The organism is Oceanobacillus indicireducens (genome assembly GCF_014647195.1).
GTDB lineage: Bacteria > Bacillota > Bacilli > Bacillales > Amphibacillaceae > Oceanobacillus > Oceanobacillus indicireducens.
Genome location: NZ_BMOS01000026.1, coordinates 1 through 22683, shown reverse-complemented (window position 1 = coordinate 22683; position 22683 = coordinate 1). Strand labels below are relative to the sequence as shown.

At 40.1% G+C, this 22683-nt stretch carries 19 protein-coding genes and 1 pseudogene; 5 read left to right on the top strand and 15 right to left on the bottom strand.

What is annotated here, in order from left to right; genetic code table 11:
* Positions 1-151: 151 nt before the first annotated feature.
* Both IEX94_RS14820 and IEX94_RS14815 read right to left on the bottom strand, forming a co-directional pair.
* The gene (locus tag IEX94_RS14820; protein WP_188858557.1) at positions 152-1264 is read right to left on the bottom strand and encodes a GntR family transcriptional regulator; all 1113 of its coding nucleotides are present in this window, start codon (positions 1262-1264) and stop codon (positions 152-154) included.
* Positions 1265-1379: 115 nt separating this feature from the next.
* Positions 1380-2075 (bottom strand): L-ribulose-5-phosphate 4-epimerase, encoded by a 696-nt coding sequence (locus tag IEX94_RS14815; protein ID WP_308425611.1) that lies wholly within the window; start codon positions 2073-2075, stop codon positions 1380-1382.
* A gap of 144 nt (positions 2076-2219) precedes the next feature.
* Between IEX94_RS14815 and IEX94_RS14810 the strand changes: the two genes are divergently transcribed.
* Entirely contained in the window at positions 2220-3257 is a 1038-nt protein-coding gene (locus IEX94_RS14810) for an aldose epimerase family protein (protein ID WP_188858555.1), read from the top strand.
* A gap of 300 nt (positions 3258-3557) precedes the next feature.
* Here the strand turns inward: IEX94_RS14810 and IEX94_RS14805 are convergent, their stop codons facing one another.
* From IEX94_RS14805 to IEX94_RS14780, 6 genes are all read right to left on the bottom strand, one after another.
* The gene (locus IEX94_RS14805; RefSeq protein ID WP_188858553.1) at positions 3558-5948 is read right to left on the bottom strand and encodes a penicillin acylase family protein; all 2391 of its coding nucleotides are present in this window, start codon (positions 5946-5948) and stop codon (positions 3558-3560) included.
* A gap of 533 nt (positions 5949-6481) precedes the next feature.
* A complete protein-coding gene (locus IEX94_RS14800) occupies positions 6482-8614 on the bottom strand; it encodes a heavy metal translocating P-type ATPase (protein WP_188858551.1) in 2133 nt (710 codons plus the stop codon).
* Positions 8607-8975, bottom strand: a complete 369-nt coding sequence (locus IEX94_RS14795) for an ArsR/SmtB family transcription factor (protein ID WP_188858549.1) — start codon at positions 8973-8975, stop codon at positions 8607-8609. The genes IEX94_RS14800 and IEX94_RS14795 overlap by 8 nt, the downstream gene beginning before the upstream one ends.
* Before the next feature lie 196 nt (positions 8976-9171).
* A complete protein-coding gene (rnhA, locus tag IEX94_RS14790) occupies positions 9172-9825 on the bottom strand; it encodes a ribonuclease H (RefSeq protein ID WP_188858547.1) in 654 nt (217 codons plus the stop codon).
* 42 nt (positions 9826-9867) lie between these two features.
* On the bottom strand, positions 9868-11025 hold the full coding sequence (locus tag IEX94_RS14785; RefSeq protein ID WP_229782740.1) for an MFS transporter: 1158 nt from the start codon (positions 11023-11025) through the stop codon (positions 9868-9870).
* Between the two features lie 160 nt (positions 11026-11185).
* Complete coding sequence (locus IEX94_RS14780; protein ID WP_188858543.1) at positions 11186-12334, bottom strand: MFS transporter; 1149 nt, start codon at positions 12332-12334, stop codon at positions 11186-11188.
* Positions 12335-12482: 148 nt separating this feature from the next.
* Between IEX94_RS14780 and IEX94_RS14775 the strand changes: the two genes are divergently transcribed.
* Positions 12483-13055, top strand: coding sequence for a Maf family protein (locus tag IEX94_RS14775; RefSeq protein WP_188858541.1), 573 nt, complete (start codon positions 12483-12485; stop codon positions 13053-13055).
* An 89-nt stretch (positions 13056-13144) separates the two neighbouring features.
* Here the strand turns inward: IEX94_RS14775 and IEX94_RS14770 are convergent, their stop codons facing one another.
* The 6 genes from IEX94_RS14770 to IEX94_RS14745 form a co-directional block, all read right to left on the bottom strand.
* Positions 13145-13537 carry a hypothetical protein gene (locus IEX94_RS14770; RefSeq protein ID WP_188858539.1) on the bottom strand — a complete coding sequence of 131 codons (393 nt, stop codon included), beginning with the start codon at positions 13535-13537 and terminating at the stop codon, positions 13145-13147.
* An 87-nt stretch (positions 13538-13624) separates the two neighbouring features.
* Positions 13625-15007 carry a sensor histidine kinase gene (locus tag IEX94_RS14765; protein ID WP_188858537.1) on the bottom strand — a complete coding sequence of 461 codons (1383 nt, stop codon included), beginning with the start codon at positions 15005-15007 and terminating at the stop codon, positions 13625-13627.
* A complete protein-coding gene (locus IEX94_RS14760; RefSeq protein WP_188858535.1) occupies positions 15004-15684 on the bottom strand; it encodes a response regulator transcription factor in 681 nt (226 codons plus the stop codon). The genes IEX94_RS14765 and IEX94_RS14760 overlap by 4 nt, the downstream gene beginning before the upstream one ends.
* Positions 15685-15794: 110 nt before the next feature.
* On the bottom strand, positions 15795-16466 hold the full coding sequence (locus IEX94_RS14755) for an ABC transporter ATP-binding protein (RefSeq protein ID WP_188858533.1): 672 nt from the start codon (positions 16464-16466) through the stop codon (positions 15795-15797).
* Between the two features lies 1 nt (position 16467).
* On the bottom strand, positions 16468-17502 hold the full coding sequence (locus IEX94_RS14750) for an ABC transporter permease (RefSeq protein WP_188858531.1): 1035 nt from the start codon (positions 17500-17502) through the stop codon (positions 16468-16470).
* Between the two features lie 510 nt (positions 17503-18012).
* The gene (locus IEX94_RS14745) at positions 18013-18348 is read right to left on the bottom strand and encodes a DUF4363 family protein (protein ID WP_188858529.1); all 336 of its coding nucleotides are present in this window, start codon (positions 18346-18348) and stop codon (positions 18013-18015) included.
* An 86-nt stretch (positions 18349-18434) separates the two neighbouring features.
* Here IEX94_RS14745 and IEX94_RS14740 point away from each other — a divergent pair, with 86 nt between their 5' ends.
* From IEX94_RS14740 to IEX94_RS14730, 3 genes are all read left to right on the top strand, one after another.
* Entirely contained in the window at positions 18435-19118 is a 684-nt protein-coding gene (locus IEX94_RS14740) for a DUF421 domain-containing protein (protein WP_188858527.1), read from the top strand.
* Positions 19119-19602: 484 nt separating this feature from the next.
* The gene (locus IEX94_RS14735; protein WP_229782739.1) at positions 19603-20664 is read left to right on the top strand and encodes a FecCD family ABC transporter permease; all 1062 of its coding nucleotides are present in this window, start codon (positions 19603-19605) and stop codon (positions 20662-20664) included.
* Positions 20661-21422, top strand: coding sequence for an ABC transporter ATP-binding protein (locus IEX94_RS14730; protein ID WP_188858525.1), 762 nt, complete (start codon positions 20661-20663; stop codon positions 21420-21422). The genes IEX94_RS14735 and IEX94_RS14730 overlap by 4 nt, the downstream gene beginning before the upstream one ends.
* 124 nt (positions 21423-21546) lie before the next feature.
* Here IEX94_RS14730 and IEX94_RS14725 read toward each other — a convergent pair.
* Positions 21547-22663, bottom strand: a pseudogene (locus IEX94_RS14725) (RNA-guided endonuclease InsQ/TnpB family protein).
* Between the last annotated feature and the right edge of the window lie 20 nt (positions 22664-22683).

Genomic DNA, 22683 nt, shown 5'->3' with positions numbered 1-22683 from the left:
GCATTAACGGTCTGTAATACCCCCCACTTCTAAACACGAGGGAAGCCCAATATGTGAGGGTGGGGGATATACAGGCCGTAAATACCTGATTCTGTTCAACTAACATTCAGTGGGGGGTAAGGAATTCCCCACTGAATGAAGTTTCACTTTATTATCCCTTCTTTTCCTGAAGAGAATCGTTAACTTTCTCTAATTCTAGAACGGAATCGCGTTCAATCAACTCCGGCTCATAAACTTTGGAACGGACTTCCTGTTTATTAATCATATCAATAATCATTTTCCCTGCATCAAATCCCATCTTTTCCTGAGGATGGCGAATCGTCGTCAAGCTTGGATTCGTGTATTTGGAAAACGGGTAATCATCCACGCCAATAATCGAAATATCTTCTGGGATTTTTAAGCCAATCTCTTTTGCGAAATTCATAATTTGAATTGCCAGCTGATCATGGTAACAAACGATTGCCGTTGGAGCATATTTAGAACGCGTCAGCATCGTGTGCAGCTTTTTGAAGATATTATCTATTTTTTCCTCTGTCTGGTACATCATCATATCGCCCATATTCGAGATTTCCGGATGGTCCTGATAAGCTTTGATAAAGCCATTCATCCGGTCAACCCCTTGCTTATCATCAACCTTGAATATTCCTACAATCTGCTGATGACCTTTAGAAATTAAGTAATTGGTCGCCATCTCCCCTGTTTTCACATCATCCATCACTAAATACGGAATATTGAGATCATCGTACGTCGCGTTGATCGATAACATCGGGATACCCATCGCTTTTATATTATCGTACATATTTTTATTGAGATTATTTCTCGCACTCTTTGTCGGCTCGATAATAAATCCTGACAATTGGTTGGCTGTCAGATTCGTTAAACTTTTCCGTTCTTTCTCTGGATTGTTCTGAGTATCGGCAATAAGTATCGAGTAACCGTATGCGGAGATATAATTATCGATGCCGCTGATGATATTCGGGAAAATATAATCCGTTATATGTGTTGATATGAGCCCTATCGTTTTATTTTGAATTTGCTGCTTCGGTTTACTTTTCCAGTCATTTACAAATATCCCGGCACCTTGAATCCGGTAAACGTAATTATCCTTCTCCAGCTCATCAATTGCCCGGCGCACCGTGAAGCGGCTTACTTCATACATTTCCATTAATTCTGATTCCGTCGGTAACTTATCACTCACCTGATAAGTACCCGATAAGATCTTTTCACTTATATCTATTTTAATTCGTTCATATTTTTTAACCATGGCTAGATCCCCTTTTATGTCATGACAAATTTATTATATCACAAAGAAAAAACGCTGCCTTGAAGAAGTAATGGATACACTCTTCAAAACAGCAGCATTTTATTCAAGTTATCATTTATTGTTGACCATAATAAGCATTTTTTCCATGTTTTCTTAAATAATGTTTATCTAATAGGTAGGAATCCATGTCGATCTGATGGGGGTTCAATTGTAATGTATGATACGTCATCTTGGATACCTCTTCTAAAACAACTGCATGATGGACCGCATCCTCTGCTGATTTACCCCATGTAAATGGACCGTGATCGTTGACGAGAACTGCTGGTACTTCAGACGGATTAATTTTTCTTTCTTCAAAAGTCTCGACAATTACGTCACCCGTCTGCTTCTCATAATCATGGACTACTTCCGATTCCTTCATTTTTCTTGTAACTGGAACCGGTCCGTAAAATGTATCTGCATGGGTCGTGCCAGCAGCTGGTACATCAAGGCCGGCTTGCGCAAATGTCACTGCCCACGGCGAGTGGGTATGAACGACTCCTTGGATTTCTGGAAAATGTTTATATAATACAAGATGAGTTGCTGTGTCACTCGATGGATTTAAATCACCTTCCACAATATTCCCTTCCAAATCAAGAACGACCATTTGCTCTGGTGTTAATTCCTCATAGGCCACACCGCTCGGCTTAATGACGACGAGATTTTTTTCCCGGTCAATCCCGCTGACATTTCCCCATGTGAACGTTACAAGATTATATTTTGGCAGTAACATATTCGCTTCATAGACTTCTTGTTTCAATTTTTCCAACATCGAGACTCATCCCCTTACAGAATTATGAACTACCCTCATTTTATATCACTTGTCCGTATAAGTCAAAGGTAATTGACTTTCATACGCACAAGTGATACGATTGCATTGTAACCGTTTACTCAATCTAGAAAGTTGGTGCTCATTATGGTGACAATTACAAAAGAAAAATTAAACGTTCAGACAGACATTCCCTTAATGAAATATACGGTGGACAAAGGAAATGGTTATTCCTTTTCTTGCCTTAATGTCGGTGCTGCATTAACGTCACTAACAATGCCAGATAAAGACGGCAATACTAGTAATATTTTACTTAGCTTCCATGACTCGGAGGATTTTATAACAGATCAAACGTACTTCTTTGGTAAAGCGATCGGTAGGGTCGGCGGAAGAATTAAAAATGGGGCTTTCCAGTATAATAATGAACATATTCAATTGCCACAAAATGAAGGTAATAACACATTACATGGTGGAAACAATGGATTCCATAGCTTATGGTGGGACGTTTCCGAACTTGAGAATGGCATAGTTTTCACGAAAAAAATTGATCCAGGGACGGACGGCTTCCCCGCTGAACTCGCTGTGTCCATTTCATACACTTGGATTTCTGGAAATCAGTTACAAATTGAATTTACCGGTGAAAACCAATCCGAAATGGCGACCTTGTTCAACCCGACTACCCATAGTTATTTTAATTTAAACGATGATAAAACAGCCGGGCTCAAGAATCATCTATTAAGCATCCCCGCGCGTGAAACGGTGGAGCTTGATAAGAACCAAATCCCGACTGGTAAACTACTAAATATCTCAGACACAGCTTATGACTTTAACGAGGAAAGTAACCTTTTAGAAAAATTGGAATCTGTCAAACAATCTGGGGCATCAGGCTTTGATGACCCTTATAAGGTAACGGATTCAGAAGTCGCCGTATTAAGGCATTTGGATAACGGCCGACGTATTCGCATTCACTCTGATCGAAATGGACTGGTTTTCTATTCTTTAAATGCAACGGAATCAAAAATAATCGTAAATGATGGGCATGCCTTATCCCCCCATATGGCTGTTGCGCTCGAGCCGCAAACATTACCTGGTGCAGTTCATCATCCGGATTTCGGTAATATTGTGCTTGATGCAGGTGATAAAAAGACATATCGGATTGTTTATGAATTGTCAGTTGATGCGTGATTTTAAGGGACAAACTCAGTGGTTAGGAGCAGAACCCAAACGTACTCCCAGCCACTTAAAAATAAGGTGCTTCTCAAAAAAGGGCTTTACATAAAAATTAGAGAATCTACAAAAAGTGGGTTCTCCTTTCTTTTAATTTTAATATCATAAAGCTACATCTCTTTCAACAAACAAGTTACCTTTAATTACAAATTCTCCCGAGATAAAAAGCCGCTCTCCATTCCAATGGAAAGCGGCAATTAGGCAACAACATTTATCATAGGGAAACTTCAGGATTTCCCTGAAGTTCCTTATAAAAGCTTACTCTATACTTGGTTTAAGTAACATTTCTTTCCCTTGGGCATCTTTGATTTTTGTCCTGTGGAAGTTCCCTTCTGCCCAATCATTCATTTGATCATGGTACCATTCACTTCTAAAATGTCCCATTTGCCCTGGTGCGACAATGTGATATCCGACGACAGGCTGATCCATGTCGATGACAAAGCGCCAGGAAGCGCCGTGATCTACTTCTCCAGTTTCCTTCTTGTATGCTGCTGCCATTGGCGTGACAGCACTTCCGTCAACTGGAATTGGCTTTTCTCTGTTAAAAAAGTAGGCTAGTATAGGATGTACGTTAGATAACGGATGATAAAACTGTACTTTATGATAATCTCCCCACCGCCAGGCTTCCATATCCTCGCTATATTTATCCGCTAATTTCATAACTGCTGCAGTTAAGGATGTTTGCAATACCTTTTCTAAACCACCATTTTCTTCTACCCAAATGGATTTTTCACCATTGATACTCTTACGTAATAGCTCGTCGGTTGTCTGTCCGTTCGCACTAAAAAATTCCATCATCGATTCGGGAATTTCATCATATAAAATTGCATCGATTTCATCAAACCAGGAATGGAATATCAATGGCTGGGGTAGCTCGACACCATCCTTATAATCCCAATTTCGTAGCAACTCCAATGCCTCTTTTTCCGCTTCACCAAGGTTTACACCTGTTAGAACATCATTAAATAGCGGCACAAACTCACGCGCACGTAAATTCATCGCATCCATCTGCAAGCTTTGCATGTCTTCTACAGTAAAATCGTCCCTTGCCTCTAATACTTCTGTGATTCGCTCATAACGATATGGCTGTGCCCAAACGTTGGAAATATGATAGGCATAGCTTTCACCAGCAATTTTATTATTTGCAGTTGCAATAAAGCCTTTCTCCGGATTTACGATACGAGGCAATTCATCAAATGGAATAAAGTCTTTCCACTCGTACTTCGCTTCCCAACCCGGAAGTGGTAAAAGTGCATCTTCACTCGTTTCATAGATTGGTATTTTTCCATTTGCTTTGTATGCAATGGTTCCATCTTTCCCAGCAAAAACAAAATTCTGCGTTGGAACAATGAATTTTTCTAACCCTTTTTCAAATGTTTCCCAATCCTCTGCCCGATTGATATCTAGGATGGCCTCTAACTCTGTCGTTGCATCAAGTGCAGTCCAGCGTAGAGAGAAAACGGTATCTTTCGCACTATCTTCTGCAAACTCAGAAATAATTGGTCCATGACGTGTTTCAAGCACTTGGAAATCAATCGTTTTACCGTCTTTCACTTTGATTGGCTCCTCATGAACAAGTGCCTTTTCCCATTTTCCTTCAAACTCAAATTCTTCTTTGTTATCTGGATTCCGCTTTTCCATATAAAGCTGCTGAACGTCGGGATTTGCATTCGTTACTCCCCATGCAATATTTTCATTGTGACCAAGGATGATCCCAGGTACACCTGCAAAAATAACTCCACCCACATTTACATCAGCTGATTCTAAATGCATCTGCAACCAAATCGATGGTGTTGCCAAACCTAAATGGGGATCATCCGCTAATAACGGATGACCTGAAGCTGTTTTTTCACCACTTACTACCCAGTTATTACTTCCATTAAAATCATGTGGAATAACTGCATGTTCTAAAATACCCGTTATATCAATTTCACCATCTTCCATGATTGTCGGCTTATTCTTAGGATATGCTGGAAATAACTCCAAGGCTTTTTCATCTGAGAACTGATTCAATAAATAATAGTTAAACGCTTGTCGTTCCCAATTTCCCCCTAAATCGAATGCCATATATTTCCCAATCGTAAGGGAATCTATCGTCGACCATTCCTCTGGCTCTACACCAAGCAACGTATACTCAATTGGTAATTTACCGTCTTCTATTGCCTCGTTAATATATGCATTTACACCTTCTGCAAATAACTCTAACACTTCAATTCCTTCATCTGTATAGGTATCATACGATTTTTCAGCTGCACGTCTTAATCCAAGCGCACGAAAATATTTATCATTATTAATCGCACTCTCTCCAACTACTTCACTCAAAGTTCCAGATGCTTGCCTTCGTGACAAGTCCATTTGAAACAAACGATATTGCGCTTGTACATAGCCTTGAGCGATATATAAATCATGATCATTTTGCGCACTTATATGGGGTACCCCATTTTCATCCGTGATCACAGTAACTTCATTTTGTAAATGCGGTAACGCAATGGTACCTTCGATATGAGGCAAGGATTTATTTATGTATGAATATATATATATGAACACTCCAACCCCAATAACTAGTAACAATAATAGTCCAATAAGTAATATCTTCTTCCATCTTCCTTTTTTCCTTACTGGACTCTTCGTTGTTGTCTGTTGTTCCATTTGCTTCTCCCCTTTAAATTGGCCACCAGCAAATCATACTATACCAACATTTGAAAAATACTAACACTTAATGATCTGATAATAAATAAAAGTCTGTTATTACAACATTATACAATGAATGTCCCGAGAGGACAATGGATAGTTATTTTTAACTCAATGCGCCATCTGATTATATAGGCTTTTAAAATAGAAAGTACCTCTTCCTTCTTTTTAGCCATCTTATTTGTCAGTAGTACCTAAGGAGAGACAACCTTTCCATCGTTTTCCACTAATTGGTCTTCCTCATGAAAATCCTCTAGACAATTTTTTAATGCCTATTTTCATTTCCAATTCAAGCTTTATTTTTGAGTAAACTTAAAATAAATAATATCTACGAATAAACCTAATGGCTGAGAGCAGAAAAAAACTACACTCCCAGCCATTCATTTAAATTGTTTTCATACAGTGCTCTTACGCAACACGTGATAACATCAATTAAGTCTTGCCTTTCTTAAAAAACGCCAAGGAGATAAGTTTTCCCTGGTGATGTGCATTTACTCTTTTACCTTTAATAGTCGTAAACTATTTAACGTCACAAGCAATGTTGCCCCCATATCCGCAAATATCGCTATCCATAGCGTTAACCAACCAGGAACAACCAACAATAAAGCCACAGCCTTAATTGCTAAAGAGAAAATGATGTTTTGTTTGATAATCGCTAAAGCCCTCCGGCTCAATCTAACCGTATATGGCAATTTGCTTAAATCATCGGACATTAAAGCAACATCGGCTGTTTCTAATGCCGTATCCGTTCCAGCTCCCCCCATCGCTACACCAACGGTTGATGCTGCAAGTGCTGGAGCATCGTTCACACCATCTCCAACCATTGCCACATTTTGATGCTTTCCGCGAAGCTCTTTAATTAAATTTAACTTATCTTCTGGAAGTAAATCAGCTTTAATGTCAGAAACTCCAACTTGTTTTCCGATTGCTGTTGCAGTCCTTTGGTTATCTCCTGTCAGCATGACTGTTTCTATTCCCAAATTGTTCAATTTCCCTATAACTTCTTTGGACGATTCCCTCATTTCGTCGGCAACAGCAATCAACGAAAAGATTTCATTTTCTGTTCCTAACACCATCACCGTTTTCCCTTCTAATTGCATATGAGTAATTTTTTCCTTGATCGTGCTTTCGATACTTCCATGCAGTTCCGCAAACAGATCGGGACTTCCGACATAGTACAATACATTGTTCACTTTTGCTTTTACACCTTTACCTGTAATGGATTGAAATTCTTCAACTGTCACATTATTAAATTTTAATCTTTTTTCCTCTGCCTTTCTTACGATCGCTGAAGCCAGTGGGTGTTGGGAACTTTTTTCAATAGCAGCCGTTATGGTTAACCATTCACTTTCATTTTCACCATATGTCACAATGTCAGTTACAGAAGGTACCCCCTTTGTTAATGTTCCAGTTTTATCAAAAGCAATAGCTTGAAGTGCTCCAGATTCTTCTAAATGGACGCCGCCTTTGATTAACACACCATGCCTCGCAGCATTTCCAATCGCAGTAACAACGGCAATAGGGGTTGAAACAACTAAGGCACATGGGCAACCAACCACTAATACAGCTAAACCTTGATAAATCCATTCTCCCCAGGCATCACCAAACAACAATGGAGGAACAACAGCAACTAGTAGAGATAATATAACAATAGCTGGTGTATAATATTTCGCAAATTTATCAACAAATGCTTGAGTGGGTGCTCGTTCTGCTTGGGCTTCTTCTACAAGATGAATAATTTTAGATAAAGTGGTATCCTCCACATGTTTTGTTACTTTGACTTCAAGTAACCCCTCTTCATTCAACGTTCCCGCAAATACTTCATCATTCATTGTTTTTCTAACTGGGACACTTTCACCAGTAATCGCAGCCTGATTTATCGTAGAAGTTCCCTTGATAACCACTCCATCCATAGCCAATTTTTGACCAGGTTTTACGATCATAATATCGTTCACTTGGATATCTTCCACGTTTACCATCACTTCTTCCTTTCTACGACGAATTAACGCTTCATTAGGTGCAATATCCATCAATGATTCAATCGATTTACGAGCAGTATCCATTGAATAACGCTCTAATGCTTCCGTGATGGCAAAAAGAATGACAACGGTTGCTCCTTCGCCCCATTCACCGATGATGGCCGCCCCTATAACCGCAATCGTCATTAATGTCTTCATATCGAAGTTTAATCTGCTTAAGTTTTTAAAACCTGCAATAAATAGGGAATAACCACCAATCAAAATCGAGGTTGCGTAACCAACTGTTGGAATCATATGCCCTTCTCCGTATTCCTGCACTAAAAACCAACTAATAACTAGTAAAACCGCTGAAACATATACCTTTATGTTTTCTTTTTGCTTCCAGAAAGGTTTCTGCTCCACTCTTTTCTCTTTATCATCCCGAACCTTTAAATTCTCAAAGGATCCAGCCTTTTCTAAATCCTCAATTGTTGTCTCCCCTTTAACATAAACCTTAGATGCTCCAAAATTTACTTTTGCATCCTGTACACCTGGCAATTCTTTAACATTACTTTCAAATGTAGCTGCACAATTTGCACAAGAAAATCCTTGAACACGATATGCTTTCACTTCTTGTTCGGATCGTTTAACTAGCTGTTCAGGCATTGACCTTCACCTCTTGCCTGTGGGCTAACGCAATCATCATTAACTGCTTGATATGTTCATCATCCAACGAATAAAAGGATAATTTTCCTTCTTTCCGATACTTCACTACACCTTGCTTATAGAGTGTTCGTAAATGATGAGAAGCATTTGCTATTGTTGAACCAATAATATTTGATATATCACACACACATAATTCCTCTTCTTGGCACAATACATATGTGATTTTCGCTCTATTTTCATCGGCAATTGCTTTAAACATTTTGGCTACACCAGAAATGTCTACTGTCTGTAAACCCTCCTGTATTCGATTAACCTTTTCTTCGTCATAACAAAAGATTTCACAAGTATCTTTCTTACTCATATCCTCACCTCATTATTATTCAAATATATATTTGAATAAACTTTATCATTTTCCTCTCTCTTATTCAAGTTTATTTGATTAAGGATATTGTATAAGACAAAAAAGAAGAATCGAGATTATTTCCTCAATTCTTCTTCAACTGAACTGCCCTGCTATTCCATTTAATTTGGCCCTTTTAATAAGGTTATATTTCGCTCTATTTCCTTCCATAATCCGCCTTAATCTCGCCCCACTTCTTCGTATCCCATTTCTTAATTTTATTTTCATACGTATGGGTATGAAGCCAGTGAAGCGCCCGGTCAACCAAATTCCAAACCTCTTCCGTCGATGCATCCCGTTTCAGCGTTGTCGAAACCTTCTTTTCCCGCACCCATTTCATCGCATTAACCGAATCCGTATAAATCGTCTTATTGCTACCTTGCTTCTGTAGATATGCTAGGGCGTGTACAATTGCCAAGAATTCTCCTAGGTTATTCGTTCCTTTTTTAATCGGACCATAGGAAAATACGACTTCTCCTGTCCGCGTGTCTACCGCTTGATACTCAATCGGACCTGGATTCCCGCGGGTACCAACATCAACCGAAATACTGTCATAATCTATTTTTTCTGTAGATGCACTTGTAGAAGCATTGTTCATTGACCTCTTACTAGATACAGCAGCCGTATTTCCACCACTCCCCCAATTCTTCTTCCAGCCTTCTTCAAACGCCTTTTCCGCTTCTTTACGAATCATATAAGATTTGAATTTCGCTTGTTTATAACCCTTCATCTGTTTCTGGCACTCTGCCCAGCTTGTATAAATTCCGGGCTTCCTGCCTTCCCAAACGACATAATATTTTTGCTTTGCCATTGTACGACTCCGACTCCTTTTTTTAGTGTTTGCACCAATAAATTAAGTACTCATTCGACCGCGAGCTGATCCTTTAACAAGGGAGAATGCTGCGATAGATAAAATAATTCCTGAAATATATGGCAGTTCAATCGCAATTGAATATAGAACTCCGCCGAGTACCGGACCAATAATTCTTCCAAGGGAATCGAAGGAAGATAGATAACCTGTCGTCCTACCATAACCCGCACGTGATTTTTTCGTTAAGAGAGACGAAATACTTGGGCGAATCACACCATTTCCCACTCCGAATATCGCAAGGAAAATAGCTGCAGTGATAAAGTTCTGTGTGAATAAAATCAGTGCAAACCCAATAGCCGAGATGATAATCCCTGATTGGATAATCCGCACTTCGCCAAATTTTTTCGTCATTTTCCCCATATTTCCTTGAACAGCTGCACTTGCAAGTCCCATTATCATAAAGATATAACCAAGTTTCACCGCATCAAGCCCTGCTTTAGCCGCTGCGAAATAGGCGAATGTTGCCTCCAGTCCGGCAAGGGATAATGTAATGAAAAATTGCAAGAAGTAGAGCAACGCAAACGGTCCCGCAATTGCTTTACGGAAGGGCGGTTTCTTGTCTCTACCAGCTTTTCCAGCTTCGGAATAATGCAAGGACTCTTTCAAGAAAAACATCACGAAAAGGAGTGTCAGGAATGATAATGTTCCTGCTATATAAAATGGTGCATGCAGATTGATATTCGTGAATACTCCGCCAATCGCTGGACCGAAAATAAATCCTAGTCCTGTCGCTGCACCGATTATCCCCATTCCTTTACTGCGGTCTTCTTCCGTTGTGATGTCCGCAACATACGCCATCACAGTCGGCATGTTAGCTGCTGATAACGCTCCACCGATAACCCGGGCGGCAAACAGCATCCATACTTGTGTAGATAATGCCATGAGGAAAAAGGATAACGATAAACCAAATATCCCTACAAGAATAACTGGTTTCCTACCATACCTGTCTGATATTTTTCCCCACATCGGCGCAAATAAAAATTGCATGAATGAATATACTGCCATTAATAATCCAAGTTCCGTTGGCGAGGCACCTAACTCTTCCGCATAGAACGGGAGCACTGGAATGATGATCCCAAAGCCAACCATCACAAGGAACATAATCATAAAAAGAATCGGCAGCACTTTTTTTAGTTTCAAGTTTATACCACCTTTATTCATTGAAAAACAGACAAACATCTTTTTTCTACTACGTCTATCGTTTTTATTATACGCTAATAATGAGAATATGACAGGTGTGATGTTCTTTTTTGACGGCAAAAAAAGCAGACTACACCAAGGCAGCCTGCTTATCTTTTAACTATTCCTTCCCTTTAACAGGATATTTCCTCGCAATAAATATCAAGATCACTCCAACCGTCATCATCGTAATCGCACTTGAGAAAAACGGCAGACCCAACGTCTCCGCTGTCGCCCCGGAAACGAACGAGCCTGCAACGGCCCCAAGGGAAAAGAATGCGTAAAAGATTCCGTACGCTTTCCCGCGATCCACTTTAGATGAAGCCTCTGCAACAATCTTATTCATCGACGGGAATACAAAGGCAAAGCCAATTCCGTAAACGACCATAAGCAGCATGTTCACCGAGTAAATCGTTACGATATTCAGCATAATATGCACCGAACCGATAATCATGATTCCAGTAATAACTAGGGATAATGAAGAAATCCGGTCAAATATTCGGTTGATTGGCGTCAGAAAAACAATAAGTGCGACAATGCCATATGTACTTAACATCATTCCCGTCGTTTCAGATGTAAGTCCCATATCACTCACCTTTAAAGGCAAGGCAAATGCCAATGTCCCGTTACTGATCATCAAAGCAAACGCAGCAAGTGATGCTTGGAGAACTCGTGGATGCTTTAGGAGCGGCATAAATTCACTTAAAGAAAACTTCCCTTTCTCCGTAGACACATAGGACTCCTCAATAAACTGATAAATTAAAAACGTACTAATGAAAAATAAAATCGCTACGAAAATAAATACATATTCTATTTGCGATCTTGCTGCCATCGCTCCGCCAATTGCTGGACCTGCAATCGCCGCAATCCCGATAGCTGCACCAGTAAATGCCATCGATCTGCCACGTGTTTTCGACTTCGATATGTCACCAACATATGCAAAAGCTGCCGGGATCAGCACCCCACCAGCAAGTCCATGGAAGAAGCGAATAAAGAATAGCTGCCAACCGGACTGGGCAAGGGGATAAAAGATAAGGATGATTGCCGCGAAAAACATCCCTGTTAAAAGCATTCTTTTCCTTCCATAACGATCAATCCAATGCCCACCGAAAATATTACCGATCATATTGGTCAGCGAATAAATAGCAACAATTGACCCGGCCAAAAGATGGGATACTCCTAACTCCATCGCATATGGCGTTATAATCGGCAATTGGATAAACGTATCCAAGAACGAAACAACAATAATAACAAATAAGATTCTACTCATTACTACATAACCTCTCCACACATTTTTCTAACCATCATTATACCTGAGTAAGATGAATTAAACAGTTGATAGGCTCCAAATAAATTGTGACAATCGTGCCCATTCACCTATAATTAAACTATACCCAACACGTGCAGGAGGAATTAGAATGGCAAACAAACTAATATTAGCCTCATCATCGCCAAGAAGAAAAGAATTATTACAACAAATGAATATCCCTTTTACCGTTCAAAGCGCAAATATAGATGAATCACAGATTACAACAACAGATCCAATCGATAAAGTAAAGCAACTAGCGATTTGGAAAGGTGAAGATATCCCGATTCAACATCTAAACACAATCGTCTTATCAGCTGATACCATCGTTTCTTATGAGCAAACGATTTTTGAAAAGCCCCGCAATAAAAATGAAGCAAAGCAAATGATTTCTACTCTAAGTGGTCAAGTACATGATGTCTATACCGGTGTCATGATCCGTTCATTACAAGAGAAAAAGGTATTTGTCGAACGAACGAGAGTAGAATTTTGGCCACTCAGCGAAGAAGAAATCGACGCTTATATATCGACGGAAGATCCTTATGACAAAGCGGGAGCATACGGCATTCAGAGCTTAGGTGCAATGTTTGTAAAACAGATTATCGGTGATTATTATACGGTTGTTGGCTTGCCAATATCTCGAGTTGTGAGGGAATTGCGGGATTTTGGGATCGTGATGGAATAAATATCGTATAAATTTGAAGAACAGACAGTAAAAAAAACAGAAGTGCGAATCCTTCATTCCTCAAAGAACTGCGCTTCTGTTTTTCATATTTAAGCTTTCCCTTTATCGAACAGAGTCATAAAGAAAAACACAATATAACTAATCAGTAATGTAACGCCACCACCAATATAAATAATAAGCAGCACGGCTTCCGGTAATTCCAACGGCTTGACCATGTATAACCACATCCCAACCCAAAGGCCAACTGATCCAATAATTGCACTAAAGACATGGACTTTTGCCAAGCCTGAGATAGACGGCTGGAATACCTTATAATATACCGCCCAAGCGAAAAGGCTTAGCCAACCGACGACTAAAATATGTGCATGAACCGGTCGAAATGCATACGAACCTGCTCCAGCCATATGCGCTCCGAGGATCGCTCCAACTACACCAAAAGCAGCTGCGAATCGCAACAATAATATACTATATCTAGTATTCATTACATCCTCTCCAATTCATATAAGTGTTTTTTAACTTCCTCTATAATCTACAGAATCAATATGAATAGAGGATGAATTGGAAAGAGATTATATACGATTAGGTAACTCAACGGTGAAAACAGTCCCCTCCCCTTCTCTGCTGTCAACGTGAATCGAGCCACCATGTAATTTAATTATCGTCCAGACAATCGATAAGCCGAGCCCTGTCCCCTCAACTGTTCTTGTCCTTGACGTATCAGCTCGGTAAAAACGGTCAAAAACCCTTTCCGTTTCGGTATATTCAAGCCCAATACCTGTATCTTCAAACCGAATGACAACCGCTTCATCTTTTCCTTCGATGGATAGGTTTATGCTTCCATCCGGCTTATTATATTTAATCGCATTTGATAACAGATTATCCCAAACCGTATTCAATAAGGATGGGTCCCCGTTCAATTCAATATCTGGTAATGTATACGCCAGCATGATTCCTTTTTCATTAATCTGCCACTGATAGTTCCGCACCAACTCTTTCAGCTGCTCCGCGAGATTGAACGTTTTCCGCTTTACCAAATCATCACTGCGATCCAATGATGCGAGAAGTAATAACTGATCCGTCATACTGGACAGCCGTTTGATCTCCCCATTAATGATGGAAATATACTCAGCTCTCTCTTCCTCACTAATCGCTTCTTTTTCCAGCAAATTCGTATAACCTTTAATATTAGATAGAGGAGACTGGATATCATGGGAAATATTTGAGATGAATTCCTTCCGCACATCATCCATTTGTTCTAACTTTTTCGCCATTTGTACAAAGCTTTGTGAAAGTTTTCCGAGCTCATCATTCCGGTTTGTCCCTACTTCCACATTAAAATTAGCTTCTGCAAGCAATTTCGTTGCCGCCGTTAACTCGGATATCGGCTTAACTAGATATTTCGTGCTGATGGCTACTAAAATAATACTTAACAGAATCGTGAATACAAGCAACCAGGCAAATAGAAAATGCATTTCATTGAAGAGTAATTTAATATCCGGTCTCAGGAAGAGCGCATAATTTTTCCCGCCATGTGTTATCGGGACACCGATTGTATTCTTCAATTCATTTGCAAAGAAGCCAGTCACAAATGTTTCTTGGGGAAACTCCAGGATGCCGTGGTACACTTCACCGTTTAAAACAAGTTCCACCGTCTGTTTCGAAAGACTCTTATCCCTGAATTCCGCTCCGTAAAAATTCCCTTCCTGAGTGTCATCAACCAAATACATTTGATAACCGACAGCTGCAATGCTCTCCAAATAGTCGATCAGATCAATGTTCGGATTCTCATCAATATAAGTCGTTATCGATTCAGCGATTGTTGTAATTTTTTCATCGTTTTCCGGTTTTAATTTTTGTTGGTAGTACGTATTGGAAAGAAGGAAAGCTAGAATACTGCTGAGTATCATGATCCCGATTGTCATGACAACAAGCTTGACATAAAGTGTCCTCATGTGCGCTTCGCCTCGAGTAAATAGCCGACTCCTCTAACAGTTTTTATTTGGAAATCATCGGTCCATGTTGAAAAACGTTTCCTGAGCCGCTTAATATGCACGTCTACAGTGCGATCATCCCCCTCATAATCAAAGCCCCAAATTTGTTCGATTAGATGCTCGCGGGTAAATGCCTGCATCGGATGTGACATAAGAAAATATAATAGTTCAAACTCTTTTAATGGTAAAAGAATGGTCCGGTCACCGGCTTTCACTTCATACGTCCTTTTATTAATCGTAGTCTCACCGATTCGAATCGTAAATTCATCGTGTTCATTATAATAAAGGCGCAACAACGCTTTAATCCGGAACTCCAATTCCTTTGGCTCAAACGGCTTCACAAGATAATCGTCTGTTCCTGCCTTAAATCCTTGCTCTTTATCATCGATTTGACTTTTAGCTGTGAGCAGGATAACTGGAATATTGTACTGTCTCCTAATTTCCTTCGTCAGTTCGTAACCATCCATAAACGGCATCATCACGTCAACTACTGCTAAGTGACAATTTTCTTCATGAAGAATTTCTAATGCTTCAATTCCATCCTTCGCTTTCAATACGTGATAGCCTTGTTCAGACAGATGGATGGATACGAGATTCAAGATATTTTTATCATCATCAACAATTAAAATAGTTGTCATTTTGTTAACTCCTATGAAAATATTTTCTTTAACCAAACTGTACAGAAAAAAACAGCCCTGTGCAATATCAAGGGCTGGGTTGGACGCTAAATGTGAGTGAATTGAGATCATTAAATGACCCCATCGCTCATTTTAACCACACGGTCAACAAACTTTAGCATCTCTTCATCATGTGTGACCATCAGGGTCGTGATCTTCTCACTTTTCGTCAGTTCGCGGATTAATTCCATAATATCCTGCGACCGCTTGGAATCCAAGCTTGCGGTCGGTTCATCCGCGAATAGAATTTTAGGCTTATGAATCATGGCCCGAGCAATGGCAACCCGCTGCTTCTCCCCGCCTGACATGGAAGCTGGATACGCATTTTTCCGGTGGCTCATTCCAACCAATGTCAACATCCGATCGACTTCTATTTTCTGTTCCTGTTTCGTTAATTTCGATTCGGAAACCTCAAGCATGAGCAAGAGTTGTTCTTCTGCGGTAAGAAACGGAACGAGATGGGCAAATTGAAAAACAAAACCAAATTGACTCGCACGGATCTTACGGATTTGTTCCTGATTCATTCCGGTTAAACGTTCTCCGTTCACAATTATTTGACCGACTGATACGTCTTGTAGCCCTGCAGCTATCGTGAGTAGGGTGCTTTTACCAGAACCGGATGCTCCGACCAGTGCCGTAACTTCCCCTTCCTGAAGCGAGAGATTGATTCCTTTCAATATCTCTTCTTCTATTTCTCCGTTTGTAAATGTTTTTCCCACTTCTTCCATTGTTAGTATGGACATGTTACATCTCTCCTTGCTGAATTGCCTGTAAAGGATTGACCTTTTTTATCTGGATGCCTGATAAGGTCGAACCGATGAATCCAATCACGAGGAATACAATGGACAATTGCAATGTTGTTCCGACAGGTAAGCTAAAGGGCATCCCGTCCGGAGCAATCTGATTGAAAACCTGACTAAGTGCAATGGATATTCCTAGGGCGAGTAATGTAATGAATATCATTTGCGTCCACATCATTTTGAATAGACTACTAGTCTTGTAACCTATTGCTTTTAAAATGCCGTACAGGCCAATCTTTTGCACGTTCATCATATAAAAGAAAATGCCAAACAACATACCGCTAATAACAACTAGAAACCAGACAATCATATTTAATGACAGCTGTTCTGCGTTGAAGCTTGGAATCGTATGTAAAAATTCATCTTTTGTAAAAGCTTGTAGCCCGCTAACCGATTCGGTAGTTTCCCCGTTCGGTATGAAGACAAGTTGCATCTCCTCTACCCGGTACATTTCTTGATAGTTTTCCGTATGGATAAATGCAACAGGCGCGTGGCTGAATTTCTCTTGATCAACAAACCCTTTTACAATAAACTCACCACTAAATTGATTGTTCGTCAATGTATCTCCAACTTTAATGCCCTTCTCTTCCAGCGAGCGGTCCAAGATGACTTCCCCATTTCCTACTTGAGGGAAATTTTCCGAACCTGCTGACGTAACAAAGGCGACACTTTGCTGTTTGTTGTCTCCATCATTTAGAAATCCCAGCTGAATCGACAACGCTGTAGCTTGTTCCTCTTTTTCTAATAATTCTTCTTGTGTATCCACATCAATCCTTGATAAGTTATACGTCTCTTCCGCATCCTCACTCATGTAAAACTGACCATCCGACAAATCTTTAATCAAAGCCGCATTATCCTGAGACAACCCATTCGCAAGCCCCGATATGATAAACGTTAGGAAACTAACAAGAAAAACGATCGAACCCAATATTAAAAATCTCACCTTATTCTTCTTCATCTCTTTCCAAGCAAGATTCATCCTCATTCCTCCAACCTTATTCATATCACTAACCCTAGAATACAACCCAAATATGAATAGATAATGAACAGATTGGGACAACTGCTCTGACCCCATGTCCCGATCGGGACACGGGGTCAGAGCAGTTGTCCCAGTTGGCTGGTACCTGAGCGTGTAATATTTTTTTCAAAATAAGGCATATTACTAAAAAAGGAGGAGTTACTTTGGATTTCCCGACGATTCATACTAATTTCTAGGATGGTGTCATTGCAGTTCCAGCTGTCGTTCTATTAACCCAATGCTTTAAACTTTTTCCAATTCCCAGGGCCTTCTTCCCAACGATAGCAAGCATTATCGGATTTATTATTTCCATATTCATCAGTCACCGAGGTGATTTATGGGCAGGTTTTTTTATGGGAGCCTTTTACGGAGCCGCCGCAGTTGGAACATATTCTGCTTTAAAAACAGCTTGGACCGCTTATAGACAGAAAAAGATCAAACGAGGTTTAGGGGAAACCTAAGCCTCGTTCGTCACAACGAATAAATATCTTCAATACGCGTATGAATACCGGACAATTCCATCCGAACGTTCGCCTCATCCTTCCCTTTTCCCGCAGTGATTAATTTATTGATGGCTTCATATAAGCCCTCATATTCATCCTCATCCCCTAATAATTGCAATTTCCACTTATCTTGCTTATACAATTCCTTCAATTCTTCAGCTTTCACCACGACGTCTTCCCAATCTTCTGCTTCCACCCTGCTTTCTATCTCCTTAATCTGGTCATAGAAAGCTTGACCGCCGAAATTATTTTCACAACCAACAAGTAAGACAAATAAACAGATAAAACCGATCATTTTACGCAAAGAAATGCTCCTCCTTTTCCATGAATTGATATGCATATCTTGCCCCATACTAAAGCTAAATAATAAATGTAAAAGGTGGAAAAAAGATGCCGGAACTGATATTAATCTTACTACGCTCAATCGCAGCTTTTTTATTATTATTTCTCATGGCGAGAATGATGGGAAAGAAACAAATTTCCCAGCTTACATTTTTTGATTATTGTGTTGGGATCACGATTGGCTCGATTGCTGCAACAATGTCTGTTGACCAGAATGTTAAGGCATTGAATGGCTTAATGTCATTATTCGTGTGGGGGCTCTTTCCAATCTTGCTCTCCTATATCGGAATGAAATCCAATGCATTCTCTAATCTGACAGATGGAAAAGCGACAACCCTTATAGAAAACGGCAAGATTCTTGAGAAGAATATGAAAAAGAATCTGATGAATCTCAATGAATTAATGCTCTTATTAAGGGAAAAAGACGTTTTTAAAGTGTCTGACGTTGAAATGGCTATATTAGAGACGAACGGTAAATTAAGTATTATGTTAAAAACCGATCAGCAACCGGTTACTGCAAAAATGTTAAACATGCCAATTCCCTTGGAACATGGTCCGATGATTTTAATTATGGATGGAAAAATGATGACAAAAAGCATGGAAGTGTTAGGGTTCACTGCTGAATGGCTAGAAACAGAAGTGAAAAAGCAAGGCGCCTATGATATTAGTGATGTATTTTTAGCACAAATCGATTCCAAAGGACAATTGTATGTCGATTTATATGATACTTGAACCCACTTCTTGATCAAGCATGCTGCTGGTTGCAATCCTCGTCATTCTAGCCTGGAAAGTCCCCGATTAGTACGTCCTTGACCGCTGGGCATTGCCGGCGTTAGGAACACCGTGGAAAGTACGAAATAAGATATTAGAAATCAAGCGGGCAGTGTTTTTCCACAAAATTGGATGAAACGCTGCCTTTTTTAATAAAATTATGAATGATTCAGTACATTTCCTCGAAAAGCAAGAAGAACTTGCCTCTTTTTGCTATAATGGTAATTCAATAAAGTGAAACTTCATTCAGTGGGAAATCCTTACCTTCCTTCCACTGAATATTAGTTGAACAGAATCAGGTATTTACAGACTGTTTATCCCCGACCTTCACATATTGGGTTTCCTTCCTATTTAAAGATGGGGATATTACAGACCGTTAATACGTGATAAAAAGAAAATCCAACTACCCTTACCACCCGAGAGGAGTACAAATTGAAGGTGCTTTATGAATAAATTAACAATGAGATGGAAGCGTAATCGCGTCTTTAAAACAACAATTACATTAGTGCTGATGACAATCATTCTAGCTGTCGCGTTTATCGTAGGGGTTTCTCTAGGACCGATTTCGATTCCTTTTAAAGAAACGATTATGATATTTTTACATAAACTACAGCTCATTAATTATGCTGGTTTCACAGACCAACAGTGGGTCGTCATTACAGAGGTCCGCCTTCCCCGCGTACTTGTCGCAAGCTTTGTCGGTGCTGCTTTAGCGGTTGCCGGTGTTGCAATGCAAGGCTTGTTTCGTAACCCTCTCGTTGAACCCGGTTATATCGGTGTTTCCAGCGGGGCTGCTCTCGGTGCTGTTTGTGCGATATTTTTTGGTTGGTCAGCAATAAATCAGTGGTTGCTGCCAATATCTGCATTTATTGGTGCCCTATTCGCTATGTTTGTCATCATCATTGTCTGGAAAGCGACGAATCAGCGAAGTATAGCGGTATTACTTTTACTCGGCATCGGTGTCAATTCCTTTTTCTCGGCAATGATGAACGTGCTCGTCGCTACATCTAAAAACGAACAAGAACTGCGAGGCATCGTTTTCTGGTTGCAGGGAGGCCTTGAAGCCAGAACATGGGAGCATGTCCTCATTATCTCGATTCCGATTACCATTGGTATTATCATCTTATTCTTATTTGGCAGCCAGTTGAATATGATGCTCCTCGGCGAAGATCATGCGAAAACTTCGGGAATCAACACGCGGGTTACTCGCAACTTTGTGCTTACCATTGCCGCATTAATCACCGGTGCAGCAGTTGCTGTTAGTGGAATCATCGGCTTTATCGGACTCGTTGTTCCGCATATATTAAGGCTTGCTATCGGGCCAGATCACCGACTACTCTTACCGGCAAGTGCACTTGGCGGGGCAGCATTCCTTATCTTAGCAGACTTAATTTCGCGAATGGTCATTCAGCCGATCACATTGCAGGTTGGTGTTGTGAGTGCCCTGATCGGTGCCCCATTATTTGTCTTTCTTATTATCAGAGCTTACAAAGGAGTGTCTTTATGATCGATGTTAGCAATTTACATGTAACGCTCGGTGATAAACAGATTTTAAAAAACATAAACTTTCATGTCGCGCCAGGCGAATTTATCGGTCTAATTGGTCCGAACGGCAGCGGGAAAACAACTTTACTGAAAACAATTGCCCAACTGATCACTGCTAAGGAAGGAAAAATAAAGATTGCCGGTAAGGATCAGAAAGCATACTCCCATAAAGAAATGGCACGACACTTAAGCTATGTTCCCCAGGATACCCATATCGATTTCAATTTCAATGTCAAAGAGGTTGTTTCCATGGGGAGGCATGCTCATCGTGAATTCTTACAATCCAATAAAGCTGACGAAGAGATCATAAAAGAAATGATGCTCGCAACGAATACGTGGCGCTTTCGGGATGATTCCATCCTGAATTTGTCCGGTGGTCAGCGACAGCTCGTCTTTATCGCAAAAGCTCTCGCACAAGATGCACCGTTGATTTTACTCGATGAACCAGTCTCCGCCCTTGATATCTATTACCAAATGCACATATTAAAATTACTGCAAGCACTCACGTCCCAGGGTAAGACAGTTGTAACAGTGCTGCATGACTTGAATCTTGCTTCCCGCTTTTCAGAGAAGCTACTTTTGCTGCAAAATGGCGAAGTAAGGACATTTGGCCATTCGAATGAAGTATTGACAGAAAAAAGATTAAAAGAAACCTACCATATCGATGCGAAAATAAGACGGGATGAACTAATCGATGCATTAAACGTAACCCCTCTGTGAACTGCTCCCACCACTTACCACCCTTATGGGTCGCTTGAAGTGGGGGCTTCTCGACTTATCGTTGCTTTTACTAGCCAACGAAAATTGACCGAGCTAACCCTCTCGTTCCAAGAGTTTTGGTTGCTTATGATAACGCTAATAGGCGTATCCCTTCATTTTTGATATTGATGGCGGAACTATAGTCACGATCTGCCACATAGCCGCAGGAACAATGGTAGGTGCGTTCAGATAGTTTCACCGGTTTTTCTGCACCACAAGAAGAACACTTCTTAGTGGAAGGAAACCATTTATCAATTTTCACAAGTTGTTTCCCTTGTTCTTTTAGCTTGTACGCTAAAAAGAGCGTGAACATCCCCCAACCGTTGTTGTGAACACTTTTCCCAAAGTGAAGGGCCTGAGACATTCCTTTCATGTCCAAGTCTTCGGGTAACAACAGCGTCATAGGTTGATGCTAATTCTTTTGATTGCTGGTGAAGAAAGTTTTTCCGTTGATTGGCTGTTTTTTCTTGTAGTGCAGCCACTTTCAAACGCTGTTTTTCCCGACGTGCAGAACCTTTCTTTCTGCGAGATAGGATGCGTTGTTCTTTTGCTACTTTGTCTAAGGACTGTCGGTAGAACTTAGGGTAATTGGCTTTCTCACCCTGTTCGCTTTCAACATATAGACCATCCATCGCAAAATCGAGCCCGACGACTTCCTGAATGGACACAGGTTTAATGTCTTTCTCGTATTCTGTCAAAATCGAAATATAGTATTTGCCTGACTTTGTTTTGGAAATCGTACAAGACTTCAATTTATAATCAGTAGGAATTTTTCGATGCTGTTTGATTTTTACTAATTTTAGTTTGGGTAATTTGATATGACCTTCTTGCAATTCAATATTTCCGTTTACTCGATTGGTTGTGTAAGATTGTTTCGCTTTCCGATTTTTGAACTTTGGAAATGCAGCATTTCCTTCAAAAAAGTTCTTATAAGCGCTTTGTAAGTTCAATTGTGCATTTGCCAAAGCTAGGGAATCCACTTCTTTTAGAAATGGAAATTCTTCTTTATATTTTGCAGGAGTCGGAAACTTTTGCTCTTGAAGTGCTTCTTTATCATCTTTGAACTTTTCATACATTTCTTTTCGTTCTGCTAACATCTGATTGTAGACAAAACGAACACAACCAAATGTTTTGGCTAATAATACTTCCTGTTCTTTATTGGGTAGCATACGAAATTGGAAGGCTTTATGTTGTTTCGTCATATTCATTCACTCCATCCATC

What these genes read in the sequence shown, in the direction of transcription:
- IEX94_RS14770 (WP_188858539.1), bottom strand. Translation starts at nt 13,537, where the DNA reads ATGAATACTAGATATAGTATATTATTGTTGCGATTCGCAGCTGCTTTT.
- IEX94_RS14815 (WP_308425611.1), bottom strand. Translation starts at nt 2,075, where the DNA reads ATGTTGGAAAAATTGAAACAAGAAGTCTATGAAGCGAATATGTTACTG.
- IEX94_RS14805 (WP_188858553.1), bottom strand. Translation starts at nt 5,948, where the DNA reads ATGGAACAACAGACAACAACGAAGAGTCCAGTAAGGAAAAAAGGAAGA.
- IEX94_RS14800 (WP_188858551.1), bottom strand. Translation starts at nt 8,614, where the DNA reads ATGCCTGAACAGCTAGTTAAACGATCCGAACAAGAAGTGAAAGCATAT.
- IEX94_RS14820 (WP_188858557.1), bottom strand. Translation starts at nt 1,264, where the DNA reads ATGGTTAAAAAATATGAACGAATTAAAATAGATATAAGTGAAAAGATC.
- IEX94_RS14775 (WP_188858541.1), top strand. Translation starts at nt 12,483, where the DNA reads ATGGCAAACAAACTAATATTAGCCTCATCATCGCCAAGAAGAAAAGAA.
- rnhA (WP_188858547.1), bottom strand. Translation starts at nt 9,825, where the DNA reads ATGGCAAAGCAAAAATATTATGTCGTTTGGGAAGGCAGGAAGCCCGGA.
- IEX94_RS14735 (WP_229782739.1), top strand. Translation starts at nt 19,603, where the DNA reads ATGAATAAATTAACAATGAGATGGAAGCGTAATCGCGTCTTTAAAACA.
- IEX94_RS14765 (WP_188858537.1), bottom strand. Translation starts at nt 15,007, where the DNA reads ATGAGGACACTTTATGTCAAGCTTGTTGTCATGACAATCGGGATCATG.
- IEX94_RS14750 (WP_188858531.1), bottom strand. Translation starts at nt 17,502, where the DNA reads ATGAATCTTGCTTGGAAAGAGATGAAGAAGAATAAGGTGAGATTTTTA.
- IEX94_RS14780 (WP_188858543.1), bottom strand. Translation starts at nt 12,334, where the DNA reads ATGAGTAGAATCTTATTTGTTATTATTGTTGTTTCGTTCTTGGATACG.
- IEX94_RS14755 (WP_188858533.1), bottom strand. Translation starts at nt 16,466, where the DNA reads ATGTCCATACTAACAATGGAAGAAGTGGGAAAAACATTTACAAACGGA.
- IEX94_RS14760 (WP_188858535.1), bottom strand. Translation starts at nt 15,684, where the DNA reads ATGACAACTATTTTAATTGTTGATGATGATAAAAATATCTTGAATCTC.
- IEX94_RS14810 (WP_188858555.1), top strand. Translation starts at nt 2,220, where the DNA reads ATGGTGACAATTACAAAAGAAAAATTAAACGTTCAGACAGACATTCCC.
- IEX94_RS14795 (WP_188858549.1), bottom strand. Translation starts at nt 8,975, where the DNA reads ATGAGTAAGAAAGATACTTGTGAAATCTTTTGTTATGACGAAGAAAAG.
- IEX94_RS14740 (WP_188858527.1), top strand. Translation starts at nt 18,435, where the DNA reads ATGCCGGAACTGATATTAATCTTACTACGCTCAATCGCAGCTTTTTTA.
- IEX94_RS14730 (WP_188858525.1), top strand. Translation starts at nt 20,661, where the DNA reads ATGATCGATGTTAGCAATTTACATGTAACGCTCGGTGATAAACAGATT.